Source organism: Neobacillus sp. NPDC097160, from assembly GCF_044762155.1.
Taxonomy (GTDB): Bacteria; Bacillota; Bacilli; order Bacillales; family Cytobacillaceae; genus Neobacillus.
This window is the reverse complement of sequence record NZ_JBIWDU010000010.1, coordinates 53,433-71,520: the sequence shown is the minus strand read 5'-3', so window position 1 is coordinate 71,520 and position 18,088 is coordinate 53,433. Positions and strand designations below refer to the sequence as shown.

15 protein-coding genes and 1 pseudogene are annotated in these 18,088 nt (G+C 37.6%); 5 read left to right on the top strand and 11 right to left on the bottom strand.

The features are described 5' to 3' along the window. Nucleotides 1-109: 109 nt before the first annotated feature. Nucleotides 110-1,948: a sigma-54 interaction domain-containing protein gene (locus ACIQXV_RS15435; RefSeq protein ID WP_402960253.1), complete on the bottom strand. Its 1,839-nt coding sequence runs from the start codon at nucleotides 1,946-1,948 to the stop codon at nucleotides 110-112. A gap of 210 nt (nucleotides 1,949-2,158) precedes the next feature. Between ACIQXV_RS15435 and ACIQXV_RS15430 the strand changes: the two genes are divergently transcribed. From ACIQXV_RS15430 to ACIQXV_RS15410, 5 genes are all read left to right on the top strand, one after another. Continuing rightward, nucleotides 2,159-3,145, top strand: a complete 987-nt coding sequence (locus tag ACIQXV_RS15430; protein ID WP_402960103.1) for a heme-dependent oxidative N-demethylase family protein — start codon at nucleotides 2,159-2,161, stop codon at nucleotides 3,143-3,145. 26 nt (nucleotides 3,146-3,171) lie between these two features. Continuing rightward, nucleotides 3,172-3,690, top strand: a complete 519-nt coding sequence (locus ACIQXV_RS15425; protein ID WP_402960102.1) for a dimethylamine monooxygenase subunit DmmA family protein — start codon at nucleotides 3,172-3,174, stop codon at nucleotides 3,688-3,690. Between the two features lie 56 nt (nucleotides 3,691-3,746). Continuing rightward, on the top strand, nucleotides 3,747-4,721 hold the full coding sequence (locus ACIQXV_RS15420; RefSeq protein WP_402960101.1) for a PDR/VanB family oxidoreductase: 975 nt from the start codon (nucleotides 3,747-3,749) through the stop codon (nucleotides 4,719-4,721). Between the two features lie 72 nt (nucleotides 4,722-4,793). Further along, the gene (locus ACIQXV_RS15415) at nucleotides 4,794-6,272 is read left to right on the top strand and encodes an aldehyde dehydrogenase family protein (protein ID WP_402960252.1); all 1,479 of its coding nucleotides are present in this window, start codon (nucleotides 4,794-4,796) and stop codon (nucleotides 6,270-6,272) included. Between the two features lie 150 nt (nucleotides 6,273-6,422). Continuing rightward, nucleotides 6,423-7,955: an APC family permease gene (locus ACIQXV_RS15410; protein ID WP_402960100.1), complete on the top strand. Its 1,533-nt coding sequence runs from the start codon at nucleotides 6,423-6,425 to the stop codon at nucleotides 7,953-7,955. A 226-nt stretch (nucleotides 7,956-8,181) separates the two neighbouring features. Here ACIQXV_RS15410 and ACIQXV_RS15405 read toward each other — a convergent pair. From ACIQXV_RS15405 to ACIQXV_RS15360, 10 genes and pseudogenes are all read right to left on the bottom strand, one after another. Further along, nucleotides 8,182-8,257: pseudogene (locus ACIQXV_RS15405) on the bottom strand (ArsB/NhaD family transporter); the annotation flags it as partial. 205 nt (nucleotides 8,258-8,462) lie between these two features. Next, nucleotides 8,463-8,981 (bottom strand): spermidine/spermine N(1)-acetyltransferase, encoded by a 519-nt coding sequence (gene paiA, locus ACIQXV_RS15400; protein WP_402960099.1) that lies wholly within the window; start codon nucleotides 8,979-8,981, stop codon nucleotides 8,463-8,465. 25 nt (nucleotides 8,982-9,006) lie between these two features. Beyond that, the gene (locus ACIQXV_RS15395; protein WP_402960098.1) at nucleotides 9,007-9,459 is read right to left on the bottom strand and encodes a MarR family winged helix-turn-helix transcriptional regulator; all 453 of its coding nucleotides are present in this window, start codon (nucleotides 9,457-9,459) and stop codon (nucleotides 9,007-9,009) included. Nucleotides 9,460-9,753: 294 nt separating this feature from the next. Beyond that, nucleotides 9,754-12,354 (bottom strand): phosphoenolpyruvate synthase, encoded by a 2,601-nt coding sequence (gene ppsA, locus ACIQXV_RS15390; RefSeq protein ID WP_402960097.1) that lies wholly within the window; start codon nucleotides 12,352-12,354, stop codon nucleotides 9,754-9,756. Nucleotides 12,355-12,511: 157 nt separating this feature from the next. Then, on the bottom strand, nucleotides 12,512-13,009 hold the full coding sequence (locus tag ACIQXV_RS15385) for a GNAT family N-acetyltransferase (protein WP_402960251.1): 498 nt from the start codon (nucleotides 13,007-13,009) through the stop codon (nucleotides 12,512-12,514). A 49-nt stretch (nucleotides 13,010-13,058) separates the two neighbouring features. Beyond that, nucleotides 13,059-13,238, bottom strand: a complete 180-nt coding sequence (locus ACIQXV_RS15380) for a hypothetical protein (RefSeq protein ID WP_402960096.1) — start codon at nucleotides 13,236-13,238, stop codon at nucleotides 13,059-13,061. 710 nt (nucleotides 13,239-13,948) lie between these two features. Further along, nucleotides 13,949-15,019 carry an ABC transporter ATP-binding protein gene (locus tag ACIQXV_RS15375; RefSeq protein ID WP_402960095.1) on the bottom strand — a complete coding sequence of 357 codons (1,071 nt, stop codon included), beginning with the start codon at nucleotides 15,017-15,019 and terminating at the stop codon, nucleotides 13,949-13,951. Between the two features lie 15 nt (nucleotides 15,020-15,034). Then, entirely contained in the window at nucleotides 15,035-15,829 is a 795-nt protein-coding gene (locus ACIQXV_RS15370; protein ID WP_402960094.1) for an ABC transporter permease, read from the bottom strand. A gap of 2 nt (nucleotides 15,830-15,831) precedes the next feature. Next, nucleotides 15,832-16,764: an ABC transporter permease gene (locus ACIQXV_RS15365; RefSeq protein WP_402960093.1), complete on the bottom strand. Its 933-nt coding sequence runs from the start codon at nucleotides 16,762-16,764 to the stop codon at nucleotides 15,832-15,834. 68 nt (nucleotides 16,765-16,832) lie between these two features. After that, nucleotides 16,833-17,930, bottom strand: coding sequence for an ABC transporter substrate-binding protein (locus tag ACIQXV_RS15360; protein WP_402960092.1), 1,098 nt, complete (start codon nucleotides 17,928-17,930; stop codon nucleotides 16,833-16,835). Between the last annotated feature and the right edge of the window lie 158 nt (nucleotides 17,931-18,088).

Below are 18,088 nucleotides of genomic sequence, written 5' to 3'. Positions count from 1 at the left end.
AACACAAAGGTATTCATTCAGAACTATCAAATACAAAATTACTTCTTTAAAAACATCTTTTTCCTTTTTTTTGTTAAACAAAATGTATATTTGATCTCCTAATTGTTTTTTACATCCTTTCTATTTTCTTTAACTCTGTTTCGATATAAGATCTGCTATGGTCAAGACCAATAATGGCCAAAACTTTTCCGTTATGATCCATTAAGGGAGCAAAGCTTGTTTTCCATTCTCCATAAATATCTTCATATAAAGGAGTTACTCCTGCTTTCCCATCCATTGCCTCAAATGCTACTTCCATCATTTCAGGCGGACCTTCATATAAATGTCCAGGTGGAATCACGAAATCTTCATCGGCTACAATAGTCAGCATTTTGTTATTATCTAAAACTTTAAAAATGTAGACCCACTCAATGATTCCTTCTTGTTCTCGTATTTTAGTTAATTTTTTCTGAACTTTTTTATAAGTTGGGTTGGATGGTGACACATTATGATTCACTAATTCGGAGATTTCTTCTGTTAGAATGACAGCAGATGTAACAATAGCCATTGATCGCAATTGCTTATTTAGATGTTGTTCCAGTATTTTTCTTTTATTTAATGGAGAGAGAGTTTTGTGTTGAATTTTTTCACGAAATTTTTTATATTTTCTACTCATAGTTGGTTGACTGATATCCAGTACTTTTGCAGCAAGTTTAATTGATTTATATTTATCCATGGCCATTTTAATCAATTGTTCTTCAATCATATCAACTGCTTCTTGCAGAGGCATAATGTGATTAATAATAAGTGGTTCCTTTAAAACAGCCTTTTTCGCAATGTAATTGTAAACTAAGCTTGAGTCCACGATTAATTCTCTACTAGTCACAACTATTCGTTCAATTGTATTCTCTAATTGCCGAACATTTCCCGGCCAATCGTAAATACATAATAATTCAATAGCATCTGGTAAAATATTGATGTTTCTATTATATATCGTATTATACTTTGCTAGGAAATGATAGATTAAATAGGGGATCTCTTCTGTTCTTTCCCTTAATGAAGGGATTTCAATTGGTACTACATTTAATCGATAAAATAAGTCTTCTCTGAATCGTCCATCTCTGACCATTTTTTCTAGTGATTGATTCGTTGCTGCAATAATTTGGACGTCAATATGAATCGGTTTTGACCCTCCTAAAGGGGTGATTTCTTTTTCCTGTAAAATCCGAAGTAACTTTACTTGCAAGTTCAGTGGCATTTCTGCAATTTCATCGAGGAATAAAATCCCTTCATTTGATAGTTCAAATTTACCCGGAGCACCATTTTTATTTGCACCAGTAAATGCACCGCCCACATAACCAAACAATTCACTTTCTAATAAATTTTCCGGAATTGCACCACAGTTAACTGCAATAAAAGATTTAGACCTTCTATTTCCTAATTGATGAATGGTTTTAGCAATCATTTCTTTTCCTACACCAGATTCCCCTAATAAAAGAACTGTTGTTGAAACTTTTGAAACCATATCTATTGTGTTAAGTACATCTTTCATTTTTTGACTATGGACGACCATTGAAGGAGTGTGTTTTGTATCCGGAACATCTGTTATTTCAATTGAATCCATTAAATGATCTGAAATACTTTTTAATCCCCATAGCATTAAATCATCATTATTACCATTGGATGTGAACACGGTTATTAGAATATTACTGCCATTCCAAGCCTTCAATTGAAGAGTTTGTACCTCTCTATTTAATAATTGGAAAATGGGATCACCGAAGAATGAAATTTCCACTAATTCAGTAAATTGCCTTCCTTTAAGTGAGGTAGAGTTTGTTGACCAAAAATTTTTCAGTTTTCCACTTCGAAATAAAATAGTTCCCTTTAAATTCGTTACAATCATCTCATCGTAAATAGATAGAAAACCCGATTGATAAGCTTGAAGTAGTTGATCATTAGCCAAAATCATGGACACCACACATATAACCCTTCCTTCAATAGAATTAGAATTTTTAGATTATTCAAAATAAATTATTTCATATTTGAATACAGATTTCAATTTTGAAATTAACAAATCATAACAAATATTAAATTGTGGCTATTTTGTGAACTTTTTCAGTTTGGCACAAAAATTGCTAATGAATATAACAAAGGTCAAAAATTAAAGGAGGAATTTATCATGTACAAATCTACTAATCTCGAGCTATTTCCATATCCTTTTAACAATATTAAAGAAGGTTCCAACTATCGGTATTCCAATGACTTAAGAAAACTTGAAAAGGATAAACAGATTTGTGTTGGAATAACACCAGAATATGAAAAACAAATAATTAGAAAAAGGGTATTACTGAAAGAACAACCTGAAGTAAGGTTCCAATCCTATCCACATACAATGGAAATGCAATGGGAAGTAGCAGAAATGCTGATTAATATGGCGGTTGAACGCTATCCAGAGTACTTCCAATTAGAAAAAAATGGTAATCACTGGATATTTCGTAATTTAATCTTAAATGAAACGGAATCTTTCATATTTGGTGATGCATCAAGCATCGAGCTTGAGCCTCTTGATTTAATTGGCCGTCATTTCACCACTGATTTTGTATTAATGGTTCATAGAGATGACAATCTTTATTTGGAAGTTGCACAAGAATCTTATGCAGCACTATTCTCTCCTCACTGGAATAAAGGGATGTCATTTGACGAAATTCACGCACCAGTACCATTTGTGTCACACACAGGTGTGTCGCTAGCTGAAAGAGTTCGTAATTTCTTAATCCGTAATGTTTTACCTGGTGAACCTTGGACTAGAATCAATTGGAATTTGATGGCGAACCGTTGGGATGTTAACTATGAAACATTTGATACTTGGGGACCAACACGTTCTTTAGTCACTCCTGAAAATGCCGGTAAACTAGTAAGGCTTCGTGTAGAAGAACAATTTTTCTATCGTATGCCAAGGAGTAATGCAATTTTGTTCGTATTAAATACTCAATTCCTGCCAATGGAGGATTTAGCATTAAAACCAGAATGGCTAAAGCAAACATACTCTATACTATCGGACATCCCTAAGCCAATGGCTGATTATAAAGGATTTACCCCATTTATTGAACCTACAGTTGAATATTTGAAAAACTTACTTGAAAAAGTAGAATTACAAAATTACTAAGGCCGTAAAGGTTGGAGGTATGTTAGGTGGTATACAACAGCCCGGTATTATTCGATAAATCAGCAACCATTGTAGAAAAATTCACAGTAAGACATGATCGAAGAAAATTACTTATTATTTCTGCTGAACTAAAAGAATCAGATACAATCCAACAATTTATCAGTGAAATGAATGGTCAAAAAGAATATGAACTAATTGAAATGAATGATAAATTACAAATAAAGAAGAGTTGTGAAGTATTAGATCGTCAAAAAATGGGAACACAGCTTTATATTTCGGCTAAATGGGATGATGCGGTAACTATTTTCACAGCGGCAATTGAAGCTGGTTTTTCGGAAGATGAGATTCAAACACTTATTTCTGGCGAGAAGAGGCGTTTTGTTTATTGTATCAAATGCTATCATCTCCAAGAAGTTGAGGCTGAAGAAACGGATACGATTTGTTATCATTGCCAAATCAGCATGGAAATTGGCCCCTTCTTCTCAAGAGAGCGAAAAGGTTATATTGGATATCCTTATAATCCTGCTTTCGTAACATCAACTTAATGTATCGTGAGAGTGAATATAATAAAAAGCAGATATGACGATAAGGAGTGATTTCTATGAGGGCATTCGGAAAGATTAATGTATATGTAGGAAAAATAGTAGAGCAAACAAAATGGGTAAAGCGCTTCCATCTATATCCGGTTGACCTAGAATTACTGCCTGCATTTACTGGTGGTTCACATATCGCAACTTATGTAAAAAATGGCGACGAGATTATTGAAAGAAATTACTCACTTGTTAGTCATCCAACTGACCGCACTCAATATGCGATTGCCATTCGAAAGAATGAACATTCAAGGGGGGGATCTGTTTATTGGCATGATAAGATCAAAGTGGGAGATCATTTAGAAATCAGTTGGCCTAAAAATCATTTCCCACTCGCTTTCAAAGCTGCTAAAAATCATGTGTTTTATGCAGCTGGAATCGGTATTACTCCATTTATGACAATGATGGAAGATTTAACAGCGGAAGGTAAATCATTTGAATTACATTATGCTGCAAGAACGAAAGAAGATTGTGCTTTTTATGATGATTTGAATGCAAAATATCCTGAAAAATGTCACTTCTATTTCTCAAGAACGGAAAATCCTAATAAAATGATACCTGAAACAATGGCGGAACATCGGATTGGCTCACATGTGTATTTCTGTGGACCAGTATCAATGGTGAAAGAATTTAGAGAAGCAGCTGACTCATACGGTTACCCAAGCCATTCCATTCATTTTGAATTATTTACTTCGTCTGATGAAGGCCCAAGAAATCCCTTTGTTGTAGAATTAATGAACAGCGGTATTAAGGTAGAAGTTTCTAAAGAGGAAACGTTATTAGAGGCACTATTAAAGGCTGGAGTAGAAGTTCCCTATTCTTGTAGAGTAGGAGGATGCGGAAGCTGCGAATTGCAGGTAGTTGAAGGAGAAGTTGATCACCGAGATCACTACTACAAAGAGGATGAAAGACATGCGAAGAAAGTTATTTTAACTTGTTGCTCAAGAGCAAAAGAACCTGAAAAAGTGCTCGTTTTAAACCTATAATAGAGCTATTAATAGATTCATTAAATAAAATCCATATAATAGGAGGCAATTCAAATGACAACAACTACTCAAGTGTTAGAATTAAAGCTGTTTATTAATGGTGAATGGAGACCTTCTAGTAATCCAGACACAAATAAGGTTATTAATCCGGCAAATGGTGAATTAATTGCGATAGCTCCTAGAGCAACAATTGAAGAAACGGAAGAAGCAATAAAAGCGGCAAAAGAAACCTTTGAAAGTGGTATTTGGTCTAAGTTGAGTGCACAACAACGCGCGGAATACCTATTAAAAATTGCTGATAAAATTGATGAAAAGCACGATGAACTAGTAGAACTTGAAGTAAAAGACAATGGAAAAATCAAAGCTGAGGCTGATATTGATATACACGATGCTGCCTCTTGTTTCCGCTATTATGCAGGTTTAATTAGAACTCCGGATGGACAAACATTTCATGTTGCGGATCCAATGCAAGCAATGGTAGTACGTGAACCAATAGGGGTTACAGGGCTAATTGTTCCTTGGAATTTCCCATTCTTGATGAGTGTTTGGAAATTTGCTCCTGCATTAGCGGCTGGAAATACGATTGTGTATAAGCCAGCTGAGGTAACCCCTGTAACTGCGACGAAATTAGTTGGAATTATTGATGAAGTTGGTGTCCCAAAAGGTGTAGTGAATTTGGTATTAGGAAAAGGCTCTGTAATTGGTGACGCAATCGCAGCCAGCCATAATGTAGATATGGTTTCATTCACAGGAAGCACTGAAGTTGGAAGAAGTATTATGCGTAACGCTGCAGGTAATTTGAAAAAAATCTCCCTTGAATTAGGTGGAAAGTCACCCAATATTATATTTGCTGATGCTGATTTTGGAGCTGCTATTGATAATGCATTACTTGGTATTTTCTATGGCTCTGGTCAAGTATGTTCTGCCGGAAGCCGAATTATTGTGGAAGAAAGCATTTATGATCAATTCGTTAAAGAGTTCGTAAGACGCGCCAAAAATATCAAAGTAGGTCCAGGATTAGAAGAAGGTTCCGAAATGGGTGCAATTGTAAGTGAAGCACAACTTAATACCATTCTAGAATATATTGAAATCGGTAAAACAGAAGGTGCTGCATTAGCTTGCGGTGGAAATCGTATCACGGTAAATGGTTTAGATAAAGGATTCTTTGTTGAACCAACCGTATTCATTGATGTAACTCCAGAAATGCGTATCGTACAAGAAGAAATCTTCGGACCTGTTGCCGTTATTCAAAAGTTCAAAGATGAAGAAGAAGCTATTAAACTAGCAAATGACACGATCTATGGTCTTGCCGGTGGTGTATTCACTTCGGATGGTGCAAAGGCAATGCGTGTGATTAAACAAGTACGTGCTGGAATTACTTGGATCAACGCATATGGACCAACATATAACGAAGCGCCATGGCATGGATATAAGCAAAGCGGTATTGGTTCAAGCCTTGGAACATTTGGATTAGCTGAATTCCAAGAAGTTAAACAAATTAACATTAATCTTGCTGTAGGACCAACAGACTGGTTTTCTAACATTAAATAAGGAATGTATTAAGGAGGTTGATTCAAGGACACGATATGTCTTTGAATCAACCACTACCTAAGATATTTTTTTCTGAATATTGCTATAATTTAAATTAGCACTGTAATTGCAAATAAGAACATAACTACTATTTTAAGGAGGCTCAAAAACATGCAAGAAAATCTGAACAAAATTATTGGCGGATCTGCGGTAGAACATCATAATAGTGATGCAGCACAACTGGCATCGCTTGGATATGAATCTGAATTTCGCCGCGACATGAGTCCGTGGGCAAACTTTTCGCTCGGGTTCACTTATCTTTCTCCGGTAGTAGGTGTATACACACTATTTGCATACGCACTTGCACAAGGTGGACCGCCAATGATTTGGAGTTTTGTCATTGTTGGACTCGGACAATTACTGGTGGCACTTGTCTTCAGTGAGATTGTTGCGCAATACCCTGTTGCAGGAGGAGTTTATCCCTGGGCACGAAGATTATGGGGGCGCAAGTGGGCATGGATGACTGGCTGGTTATACTTAATGGCTTTACTTGTGACGATTGCCAGTGTTGCGTACGGAGCAGGCCCTTATCTCGCACAAGTTTTTGGATTTGGAGTATCGGTGAACAACGCCATTCTTTGTGCATTAGTCATTCTTGTACTGTCGACTATTATCAATTTTCTTGGTACAAAGGTTCTAGCAGCTGCAGCAGTTATTGGTTTTGCTGCTGAGCTTATTGGTGCGCTTGTAGTTGGTTTTTGGCTGCTTATCACCCACAGGGTCCACGGTCTTGATGTGCTCTTCGATTCTTTTGGTGCTCAAGGCAGTCATAGCTACTTGTATGCATTTGCAGCAGCTGGATTAATTGGAATTTTTCAATATTATGGGTTCGAAGCTTGTGGCGATGTTGCTGAGGAAGTACCAAATCCAGGTGTTCTTATCCCAAAGGCAATGCGCCGGACGATTTACATTGGCGGTGCAGCAGCTACCTTTGTTTGCCTTGCTTTAGTACTTTCAGTTGCTGATATCCCAGCAGTTATCGCTGGTAAGGACTTAACGCCTGTTGATACATTGCTTAACGATGCATTTGGTGCTGTTGGTGCGAAGATTGTACTGGGTATTGTGTTGATTTCCTTCCTTTCATGTGTAATGAGTTTACAGGCAGCAGCAAGCAGACTTGCCTATTCGTATGGGCGTGATGACATGATTATTGGAAGCCGATTGTTAAAGAAGTTTTCGGCTGCTCGTCACATTCCACCTTATGCGTTGCTTCTTGCAGCTATTGTTCCAGCCATCATTGTGCTTGGATCAAAAGTGTCTACAGATGCACTCACAAAGATAATCAGTTTTGCGGCATTGGGCATTTATCTTGGATTCCAAATGGTTGTCCTTGCTGCACTCCGTGCTAGACTAAAAGGATGGAAGCCAAGTGGCAAGTATCAATTGGGCAAGTGGGGACTGACTGTCAATATTGGTGCACTTGTCTATGGAATCATCGCAATGATCAACATGTGTTGGCCGAGAACGCCAGATGCAGCCTGGTATGATAACTATATTGTGCTCATTTCAGGTGTAGTAGTAGTTGTTGCTGGTTTACTGTATATGATGATTCATAGCAGCTACGGACACAGTGATATGCCGTATGATGATGCAATACCGAAAAATAGCTTTCAGCAAAACAATCCCGATGAAATGTCTATGTAGGTTTTTTGCTAACTCAAATTAGAGTGGGTTGATTGAGTCTTGGAAGTTTGCCTTGGAAGAAGATGGGGATGTATATCCCTTGAATAATCTTGATTTACAAGCCGATTCTACGAAACAATAACTTAATAGAATAAACTAAACAAAGCCAAGGGATCGTCCCTTGGCCTTTGCTATTTATTTCTTACTCCCCAGTTTCAGCAAAACGCTTAATGCGGTCTACGATTTCATCAAAGAAACCAATTTCATCTAGAATTAACGATATAATAATTATGGCAATGAAAAAAAATAGCGTTCCAAACAATACTTTATACATGGCTAAGTGATTCTTACCATATCAAACATCTGTATTTACATATAATTATTTGCTTATATAATAAATCACTTATTTATTTAATTCAAGAAGCTAAATGTAATGTTAATGTAAAGGATTAGATTGATAACTGTTTCTATCAATCTAATCCTTTACGGTAAGGTGAAGCTGCCAATATGACATCTCCGTTCCGCTCATTATATGAGCGTTTTGGTCATTATAAAGTCTATTTGTTCTTCATCACCCATATAAAAAGAGTGGGCTCCAGTTTGAACAAACCCCATTTTCTTATAAAAAGCAATTGCATTTTCATTTTTTTCCCATACGCCTAGCCAGATTTTCATTTTATTACGGTCCATCGCAATTTCCATCGCTTTATTTAGTAGATATTTACCAAGCCCATGTTTTTGAAATTTGTTCTTTATATAAATCCTCTCGATTTCAAGTGATTCATCTCCCATTTCTTCAGTCTGGGCATCATTAGTATTGACCTTTAAATATCCAGCGACTTCATGATTAAAATAAACAAAAAAGAATTGCGAAGAAATATTGGATAATTCTTTTTCTAATTGTTCTAAGTTAAATGCCCTTTCCAAGTAGGCGTTCATATTTTCAGGTGAATTCTGATGCCTAAATGTGTCATTAAATGTTTCATAACTAATTTCTTGAAGTTTGCGTGAATCTTCAAGGCTACACTTTATTATATTTATAGTCATTTAAATATGTCACTCCTTTCTATATTCAATAATTTCTCTTGTGTCCCTTTTTTACAAATTCCCAGTCTATTTCTATATTTTTTCTAACTCTTTGAAGAAGATTAAAAATGGTTTCTACTTCTCTTTCGGAAAATCCAGATAATGCGACCATATTGGAATAATCATTTTCTCTTATAATGAAAGGATAGACCTCTTTCCCTTTCTCTGTTGGAAAAAGTTTTTTTATTTTTTGGTTATGTTCATCATCTTTCTTTTCAATAAAGCCATTCATTTCTAGTTTTTTTATAGCACGAGCTGCTGTTGTTCGATCTACTTTGATCATTTCAGCTACCTTTTCCTGGATGATACCAGGGTTTTCACATATCCGTACAAGGTACAAATACTGCCCTTTTGTAAGCTCAAATTCTTTAAATTCAATATTGCTTATAGAATCTAATGCCCTAGCTATCATTCCAATTTCACGTAAAATTCCCTTCATGATTAACTCCTTAATCCATATTTTTTGTTGCATTTACTACAAAATTGATATAAATTAAATTTAACCTAATTTTATTGCATTTGCAACAAAATTATCAATTTTATAATTCTAAAAGGACTGAAAAAAATGAACGCAAAAAGAATATCCCTTTATGAAGGAAATGGAAAGGCGATGCTTCATTAAGCATCGCCCCATTAGTTGAACAAAAAACCTTAAAACAAAAAAAATGATAATTCTATTATAAAAGATAAGAATTTCTATATAACATCTTTCATACTGTAAGGTATTCAGCAATTACAATATTTCGATATACCCTTCTGTTCCATGCACACGAATTCGTTGCCCGTCTTTTATCAGTTTGGTGGCATTTTCCACTCCAACAACAGCTGGTAATCCGTATTCACGTGCGATAACTGCTCCATGAGTCATCAGTCCACCAACTTCGGTGACGAGACCTTTTATGGATACAAACAATGGTGTCCAGCTAGGATCAGTAAAGGCAGTGACTAATATATCTCCCTCTTCTAAATAAGCTTCTTCCATGTTTAAGATGACACGAGCGCGCCCCTCTATAACTCCAGAAGAAACAGGTAGACCCGCAATCGCTTCGTCTGGGAGATTTTCTCGTTTATACTTACCTACAATGATTTCACCATCAGATGTGATCACACGCGGGGGAGTCAGTTTTTCATATAATTTGTAATCGTCTTTTCGCTTGTTGATGATCTGGTAATCCAGTTTATTTGTTTGTACGACATCAAAAAGTTCTTCAAAAGTGAGATAGTATATATCTTCTTTTTCATGAATAATGCCCACTTGCACGAGTTGTTCAGCTTCTTTCAGTAATGCCTGCTTATAAACGAAGTAACGACTAATCATGCCGTATTTTGGATATTCACGATATCCGATAAAATTCCGGATTAGGTCAATCATCCGTTTTGTTTCTTTGGCCTTTTGTTCACCATCCGGTAATTGTTTCAATCGGTCTAATAGCTCTTGCTCCTTTTTCAAAGCAACACGCCGCCCTTGCTCGAATTTTCTCTTGCCAGCATTGGCTTCAAAGTTTTTGATGTTGCCAAGGATAATGGGGACAAGTGTAATTGGTTTTTCACTCCAACGAGTTGTTGTGATATCGATTTCTCCGGCACATCGCATTCCGTATTTGTTGAGAAAAGCATTGAAAGCGTCTCTAGCCTCTTGTCCACCGTAAAAATTTACCAATTCATCCAAAAAGTTATCATCTTTTATTTGATGGAAATAATCAATTACTTCTGGATAAGGACGAATCGCATCTGCGACATCCAATAGTGCTAGACCCATTTCCGAAGTAATATTGTTTGGTACAGATTGAGAAAGTGTGTCTGCTGCGTTTTTTTCACCTAACCACTCGTTCATTTTTTCATTGATCCATGTTGAAGCATTTATAGCTGCCATAAATACAGCTGAACTTTGTGGGTCAAATAAAATCATCTTTAATTCCTGAATATCTTCGAGAATAAAATCAAATAAATCTTTTCCTGATTTCGTTCGGATGTTCTGTTTTAACTGTTCTATCGATATTTGACTACGCTTAATCAAATCAGAAACGATGGATGCATTGTTTTCGATTTGTGCCTGCATATCTGTATTGCCTCTCGTGGGACTCGGTGCTTTATGATCATTTGGTAACAATTTTATAAAGTTCCCCCGCTCAATGATGTTCATGAGTGCGTCTTTCATGAGCGGATCGTGTTGTCCCATGCCATTTAATAACATGTTTCTACTGACAGGTGAAGCAAGTTGATGTGTGACATCCACAAACAACCTTCCACCAGCTTTACGCATGGGTGCAGGAGTCGTTAACAGCCAAAAAGATAATCCCAATGGTTTCATTGGGTCGGTCATCATTTGTTGATGACCAACAGATACATAGACGTGATTTTCTTCATCGTTCGCTTCCGGGATGGGATATAAAGTAGTGATTGGACGACTCTGGACGATATAAAATGTATCATCAACTAAACACCATTCGATATCTTGCGGGCAACCAAAATAAGCCTCTATCTGTCCTCCGATACGTGCTAGTTGTAAAATCTGTTGATCAGTAAGTGTTTGCGCCTTTTGCTGATCCGGATCGATCTCTTGTGTCTCTGTTCCGCCTTCTTTTCGTCCATAGATAGCCAATTTCTTGGCTGCAATCATCTTATCGACGATTTTATCTTCTTGAACTTTATAATTATCGGCAGAGACCAAGCCAGAGACCAGTGCTTCTCCAAGTCCAAAACTGGCATCAATTGATAGTAGCTTTCGGTTAGAAGTAATCGGATCAGCGGTAAATAATATCCCTGAGGCATGTGGGAAAACCATCCTTTGAACGATAACGGATAAATACACTTGGCTGTGGTCAAATCCGTTTTGCATACGGTAAATCACGGCACGATCCGTAAATAGGGAAGCCCAACATTTGTGGATATGCTGCAAGATGGCTTCCTTTCCGATGATATTTAAATAGGTGTCTTGTTGACCAGCAAAAGAGGCATGTGGTAAATCTTCAGCAGTCGCACTTGAACGCACTGCATACGCATGTTCCTCGCCGTACTGGGAGAGATAGTGAGTAACTGCTTTCACCACATCGGAAGGAATTTCTACTTCCAAAATGATTTGTCGAATCTTCCTGCTGATTTCACCAATTTGAGCTCGATCCTCTATTTTTAGCATTTTTAGTTGATCCAACAAAGCTTGAAACGTTTCGTTTTGTACGATGGCTTTTTGATATCCTACTGTTGTAATACAAAATCCTTCAGGTACTTGTATTCCTTGAATTTTCGATAATTCCCCTAAATTTAACCCTTTTCCGCCAACGAGCAAAAGCTGTGTTTTTTCCATTTCCTGAAAACCGAGAACCAAAGAACTCACTCACATCTCTCCTAACCATTAATGTTCTATTGATTTTAGCAGTAGTAAATGAGAATAAAAAGTCTATATTAACCATTTTTTAGATGCTATAATTAAAATAGGAAGAGTTCAATAAAAAGCTAGACCTTAATATTTCACAATCTACAATCCTGCCTGCTTACATCAAATTTTTATAATAAATTATTGTCGCATCGAAATTACCGTTTTCGGACATTGCATAAGCAGGTATCCGCCCTGCATTAATGTATCCTAATGAAATATAAAGTAAATTGGAGGAGTCTCCTTCTCTGGTATCGAGAATCAATAGTGTTCTACCCATTATTAAAGCTGTTTCATGAGCCTTCTCCATTAATAAACGACCAATTCCATTCCTCCGATAATTTGGATGAGTCATTAATTTTGCAATTTCAGCTCTATGTACACCATTCTGTTTTGAGCATAGATGTAATTGCACGCTACCAACTATTTCGTTTTTGACCTTAGCAACAAAAAGGAACACGTCAGGATTTAGTACACTTTCCCAATACTTATTTGCCTCTGAAAGTTCAAGTGGTGGTAAAAATCCAATAGAAGCACCATCCTCAACAACATCTTTTAAAAGGTCTACAAGTCCATTTATATGTTCTTCAATTTTTATACATTTTTCTACTTTTATATTATTTTCTACTTTTTCCAAGACAACCACCCACACTTAGTTTATATGGTTAAATATACCACTTAAAAAATTCCAATCTCCTCCATTTGAATTTACCATAATTTTTCTGAAATGAACTCATAAAAATTTGTAAAAGGAAATAGCTTGTTGAGCTTGTTTTCTTTTTGCTACCCTCTCTTATCTTACCTAGTTTCGGCTTAACCTTTTTTTGCATAATCTTTGTTTGCATAAAAACAACCTCCAATAAATAATTATTTGGAGGTTGAAGGTAACGTTCTCTACAGTCCCGGCAACAGTCCCTATTCATTCTTGCAAGTAGATAGGAGTGAGACTGTGAAGGAATATGTAAAAACTTTAATCAAAGTAAATCTGCGAAAACCCTTGATATAATTGACTTTTTGACGGGACTGCGTGGGAATCGAACCCATCAGACCTGGCACGCAGGTCTCAAGCAGTTTTGAAGTTTGCTGGCACCTGTTTTTCTGGTACCTTGATATACCCTCATGTATTGATTTATCAAGGTTTCGTGATTCCTAATTTTTTCTAGTGATTTACAATTTTTAAAATTCTAGCCCCAAGCATGGCACCTAAAAGCCCACGTGTATAAGAACAGCTCGAAAAAAATACCGCAAAATCAAATCACAACAAATATCATCTCACAGCTTTTATATAAAAACAAACGTTCGGATTGTATATTAAAAAAACGCCATACTAGACGTTAAAGTCTACATTCCGGGCATATATACGCCGACCCTTTATATGCACTGCATTGATCACATTTGTCCGTGTCCTCCCATTCGTTTTTCTTCAGCCATTCAACATTAAAAAAGAGTATCCCTCTTACCAACCAAATTGATCTTGTAAGATAGGTTACTCTTTTTTCAACTCCCGCTTTTGAAAAAATCTATTGTACTTTATGCAGATTTCTATTTCTTTTTCTTACTGACCGACGACAATCCCATCTTCCTCTTTCCATGTGACCCTCACTTGATCACCGGGTTGGCAAGTCTGATCTCCTTTGCTCTGCCACATAGCTACAATTCTCTGTCCTTGTGGCAGCTGTACCACCGATCGAATAAACGAACCTACATAAATGAGTTCTTCTACTGTCCCTGTTAGAAAGTATGGAGCCTCTTCACCGATGGCCAGAATCTTTACCCTTTCTGGCCGAATCGACAAATAATTCCGTTTGGTTAGGGATTGTCGATCCCGAATCCTTCCGCCCACCTTTGTTCCTAACAAATCGAGGGCAACAACATTTTCCATTGTGGGTGACACTTCAATCTCAAACAAGTTGGTGTCCCCAATGAAATCTGCAACGAATTTGGTAGAAGGACTTTCATAGATTTCTTTTGGGGCTGCAACCTGTTCGATCACTCCTTTATTCATGACGGCAATGCGGTCTGAAATGGTAAGTGCCTCTTCTTGATCATGCGTTACATAGATAAAGGTAATTTCTAATTTCTGCTGTAGATGTTTCAGTTCGATTTGCATTTGCTTTCTTAACTTCAAATCAAGCGCGCCCAAAGGCTCATCAAGGAGTAATACCTTTGGATTATTGATTAACGCCCGTGCCACAGCTACACGCTGCTGCTGACCCCCGCTTAGCTGACGCGGTTTTCTATCCCCAAAGGACTCAAGTTGAACGAGTCTTAATGCTTCTTTTACCCGGGCCGCTCGCTCAGTCTTTGGAACACCTTTCATTTTTAATCCATAAGCAATATTTTCATTGATGGTCATATGCGGAAATAAAGCATAATTTTGAAAGACGGTATTTACGTCCCGTTTATAGGGAGGAGTACCAGAGACAGGTTTCCCATCTATCCAAATCTCTCCGGCATCCGGTTCCTCAAACCCGGCAATCATTCGAAGGGTTGTTGTTTTTCCGCATCCGCTTGGACCAAGCAAGGTTAGAAATTCTCCCCGGTTGATGTCAAGATTGATCCCTTTGACAACAAGCTCTTTTCCGAACCCCTTTTCCACTCGTTGAATTTTCACAATATAATCCAATCTCCAAACTCCTTCCTACTTTTCAACTTCTCGATTCAATATCGTAACAATAACAATCATAGCCACCGAAAAAAGGAAGATGAGCGTCGAAATTGCATTCACTTCGGGTGTAATTCCTCTGCGAAGCATGGCCCATATTTGGACGGGCAGGGTCAAGTCCCTTCCTGTCAAGAAATAACTAACAGCGATTTCATCAAACGATAGGGTAAATGATAGTAAAGTTGCTCCAATCACTGCTGTTTTGATGTTAGGCAGTGTGACATAGAAAAACGTCTTCATCCTTGTAGCCCCTAAATCCATTGAAGCTTCCTCGATAGCCTGGTCTAATATCTTGAGCCGAGCGTACACCTGCGTCATCACCACTGCGATCAGGAAGGTACCATGACCGATGAAAATCGTTGTTAACGACAATTCAAGCCGCATCATAACAAAGACACTCATCATTGCCACGCCTGTGATAATTCCAGGTAAAATCATCGGCAAAAGGACAATCCGCTCAAAGATGATTTTCCCTGGAAAACGGAAACGATCAACCACAAAGGCGGCAGGAATACCAAGAAATAACCCAATAATGGTACCTAAGACAGCTACTAAAACACTGTTTTTTAACGATGCCAACAGAGCGCTATCTTGCAGCATGACACCGTACCATTTCGTGGACCAGGTTTGTATGGGAAAACTATTTACAGCATTGCCGTTAAAGGAATATACCACCACAACTATCATCGGGAGATAAATAAACAGAAAGATGAGCGCAGAGGAAGCTCTAAGACTTGAAGAAATCCAATCGAAACGTGATGTCTTCCCCATGATTACACCCCCTTATTTTCTTTGCCATTTTCAAAACTAGAAGTCCTTTTTTCCAATCGATGGGTAACCTCTAGAATCAGGAGAACTAATGCAAGAGTCACGATTCCAATGGTTGAACCCAGCGGCCAGTTGTTGGCAACCCCGAAAAGACTATATACGACATTTGAGATCATCATGCTGCTTGTTCCACCTAACAATTGTGGCGCCAGAAAATCACCCATCGTCAACACGAAGGCAAATGTTGCTCCAGCAATTACGCCTGGCAAGCTTAGCGGCAAAATTATTTTAAAAAATGTTTGAAATCTGCCAGCCCCCAAGTCCTTTGATGCCTCTTGCAAGTTCCTGGGAATATGCTCTAACGAAGTATAAATAGACATGAGCACCCACGGGGTATAAATGTGTGTTAACGCAAGGACAACGGCATATGGGCTGTATAAAAAGATTTCAAGTGGTTTGTGTATAATACCTATGCTAATTAATACATTATTTAAAATTCCATCTTGGCCAAGGACAATTTTCCATGCATAGGCTCTAACTAAATAACTGACCCAAAGAGGAATAATCACCAGTGTATACATGAGCTGTTTATTTTTCTTGACCTTAAAGCAGATGAAGTAGGCCAGAGGAAAACTGAGCAAAACACTAAAGATGGTGACGAATGAAGCTATTTTTAACGTTTTCAAGAGTGTCCCGTAGTACAATTCATTTGTAAAAAATTTTTTATAATTGTCCCAGGTAAAGTCATGAACAATGGTGCCAAAATCCACCTTCCAAAAGCTGTTCAAAAACAGGGTGAAGTAGGGAGCAAATAATAATACAGACAACCAGATTAAAGGTGGTATAAGCAAACACAATAACCTTGGGTTAAGTCGCAGGCGTTTCTTTTTTTGGCGAACGGTTGTCTGACCGACCTGTGTTGATAGGTTAACGGACATAACGCAACTCCCTTCAGTGAGCTGAAACTAGCGTTCTGACTATCAAAAAATTAGATTGTATATTCTCTTTACTGTGCTTTGACTTCATTCCAAATCTCATTGTACTTGTTGCGGTCCTTCACAATTTGCCAAAAATTAATTTTCTTCATATAATTCTCCATATCATCAATATGAATGGCCTCTGCTTGCTCTTTCGACATGTATTTTGCCGCATCTTTATTTGCAACCCCATATCCTGTTGCATCGCTAACCAACTTTTGGGTTTGAGCATCCGTCACATAATTGATATACTTTTCGGCGAGCTCCTTATTCGGTGAAGATTTAACAATCATCAATCTGTCAATCCATCCTGTAATGCCCTCTTTTGGAATCACTTCCTTTAAGTGTCTTCCTGAAGCATTGACTGTTGTCGGAGTAAGCGGCCAACCGACAGCTAAGACAACTTCTTTATTTGAAAAGAGATCATTAAGCTCACCGCCTGTCGCCCAATATTTACGAATCTGCGGCTTTAATTCAATTAATTTTTTCTTTGCATCCTGCAGCTGTTGATCCGTCATATTGTAAACAGCCGATGGATCATTCTTATCTAGCCCGTTCATTTGGCCGACGAGATAAATATTCGAAATATCATCCCACAAAGAAACTTTTCCTTTATATTTTGGATCCCAAAAAATATTCCAGCTATCCGGCGGATCCTTTATGACATCCGCATCATAAATTAGAGAATCAGGTCCCCAAGTAAACGGAATGCCGTATATTTTTCCATCCTTTTTGACATCGTTCATATCGACGAGTTTAGAAGCTAAGTTTTGATAGTTTGGGACGTGGTCTAAATTGATGGGTGCAACTAGACCCTCGTTTACAAGATAACCAGCAACATCGGAGGACGGGGAAATGACATCGTATACATTACCGCCACCGCCTTTTAATTTGGAGACAAGCTCATCACTAGACCCGAAATAGGTTGCGGTAATTTTTACCCCATATTTTTCTTCAAATCCCTTCACAAATTTCGGATCGGCATACCCCTCCCATGTAAGCAGGTTGAGCGTTTTCCCATCACTCTTTGGTGTAGTTGCGGATTGTTTATCTCCGCTGCAGGCTGTTAACGCCAGTACAATACCTAAAACAACAAAAACATTCCACCATCGTTTTTTGTTTTTCATACAGATCCCTCCTTAAGTCATCTAACTATCTACAAGCAAGATTCGTGCCAATCGTTAGAGAAAGAAAAAAACACAGAATCCTTGGGAATTCTGTGCTTTATATCTTGATATTGTAATAGATTTTTAATGCGCCGCTACATCATGAAAATAATAAAATG

What these genes read in the sequence shown, in the direction of transcription:
- ACIQXV_RS15360 (WP_402960092.1), bottom strand. Translation starts at nt 17,930, where the DNA reads ATGAAAAACAAAAAACGATGGTGGAATGTTTTTGTTGTTTTAGGTATT.
- ACIQXV_RS15365 (WP_402960093.1), bottom strand. Translation starts at nt 16,764, where the DNA reads ATGTCCGTTAACCTATCAACACAGGTCGGTCAGACAACCGTTCGCCAA.
- paiA (WP_402960099.1), bottom strand. Translation starts at nt 8,981, where the DNA reads ATGACTATAAATATAATAAAGTGTAGCCTTGAAGATTCACGCAAACTT.
- ACIQXV_RS15430 (WP_402960103.1), top strand. Translation starts at nt 2,159, where the DNA reads ATGTACAAATCTACTAATCTCGAGCTATTTCCATATCCTTTTAACAAT.
- ACIQXV_RS15395 (WP_402960098.1), bottom strand. Translation starts at nt 9,459, where the DNA reads ATGAAGGGAATTTTACGTGAAATTGGAATGATAGCTAGGGCATTAGAT.
- ACIQXV_RS15435 (WP_402960253.1), bottom strand. Translation starts at nt 1,948, where the DNA reads ATGATTTTGGCTAATGATCAACTACTTCAAGCTTATCAATCGGGTTTT.
- ACIQXV_RS15370 (WP_402960094.1), bottom strand. Translation starts at nt 15,829, where the DNA reads ATGGGGAAGACATCACGTTTCGATTGGATTTCTTCAAGTCTTAGAGCT.
- ACIQXV_RS15420 (WP_402960101.1), top strand. Translation starts at nt 3,747, where the DNA reads ATGAGGGCATTCGGAAAGATTAATGTATATGTAGGAAAAATAGTAGAG.
- ACIQXV_RS15380 (WP_402960096.1), bottom strand. Translation starts at nt 13,238, where the DNA reads ATGCAAACAAAGATTATGCAAAAAAAGGTTAAGCCGAAACTAGGTAAG.
- ACIQXV_RS15410 (WP_402960100.1), top strand. Translation starts at nt 6,423, where the DNA reads ATGCAAGAAAATCTGAACAAAATTATTGGCGGATCTGCGGTAGAACAT.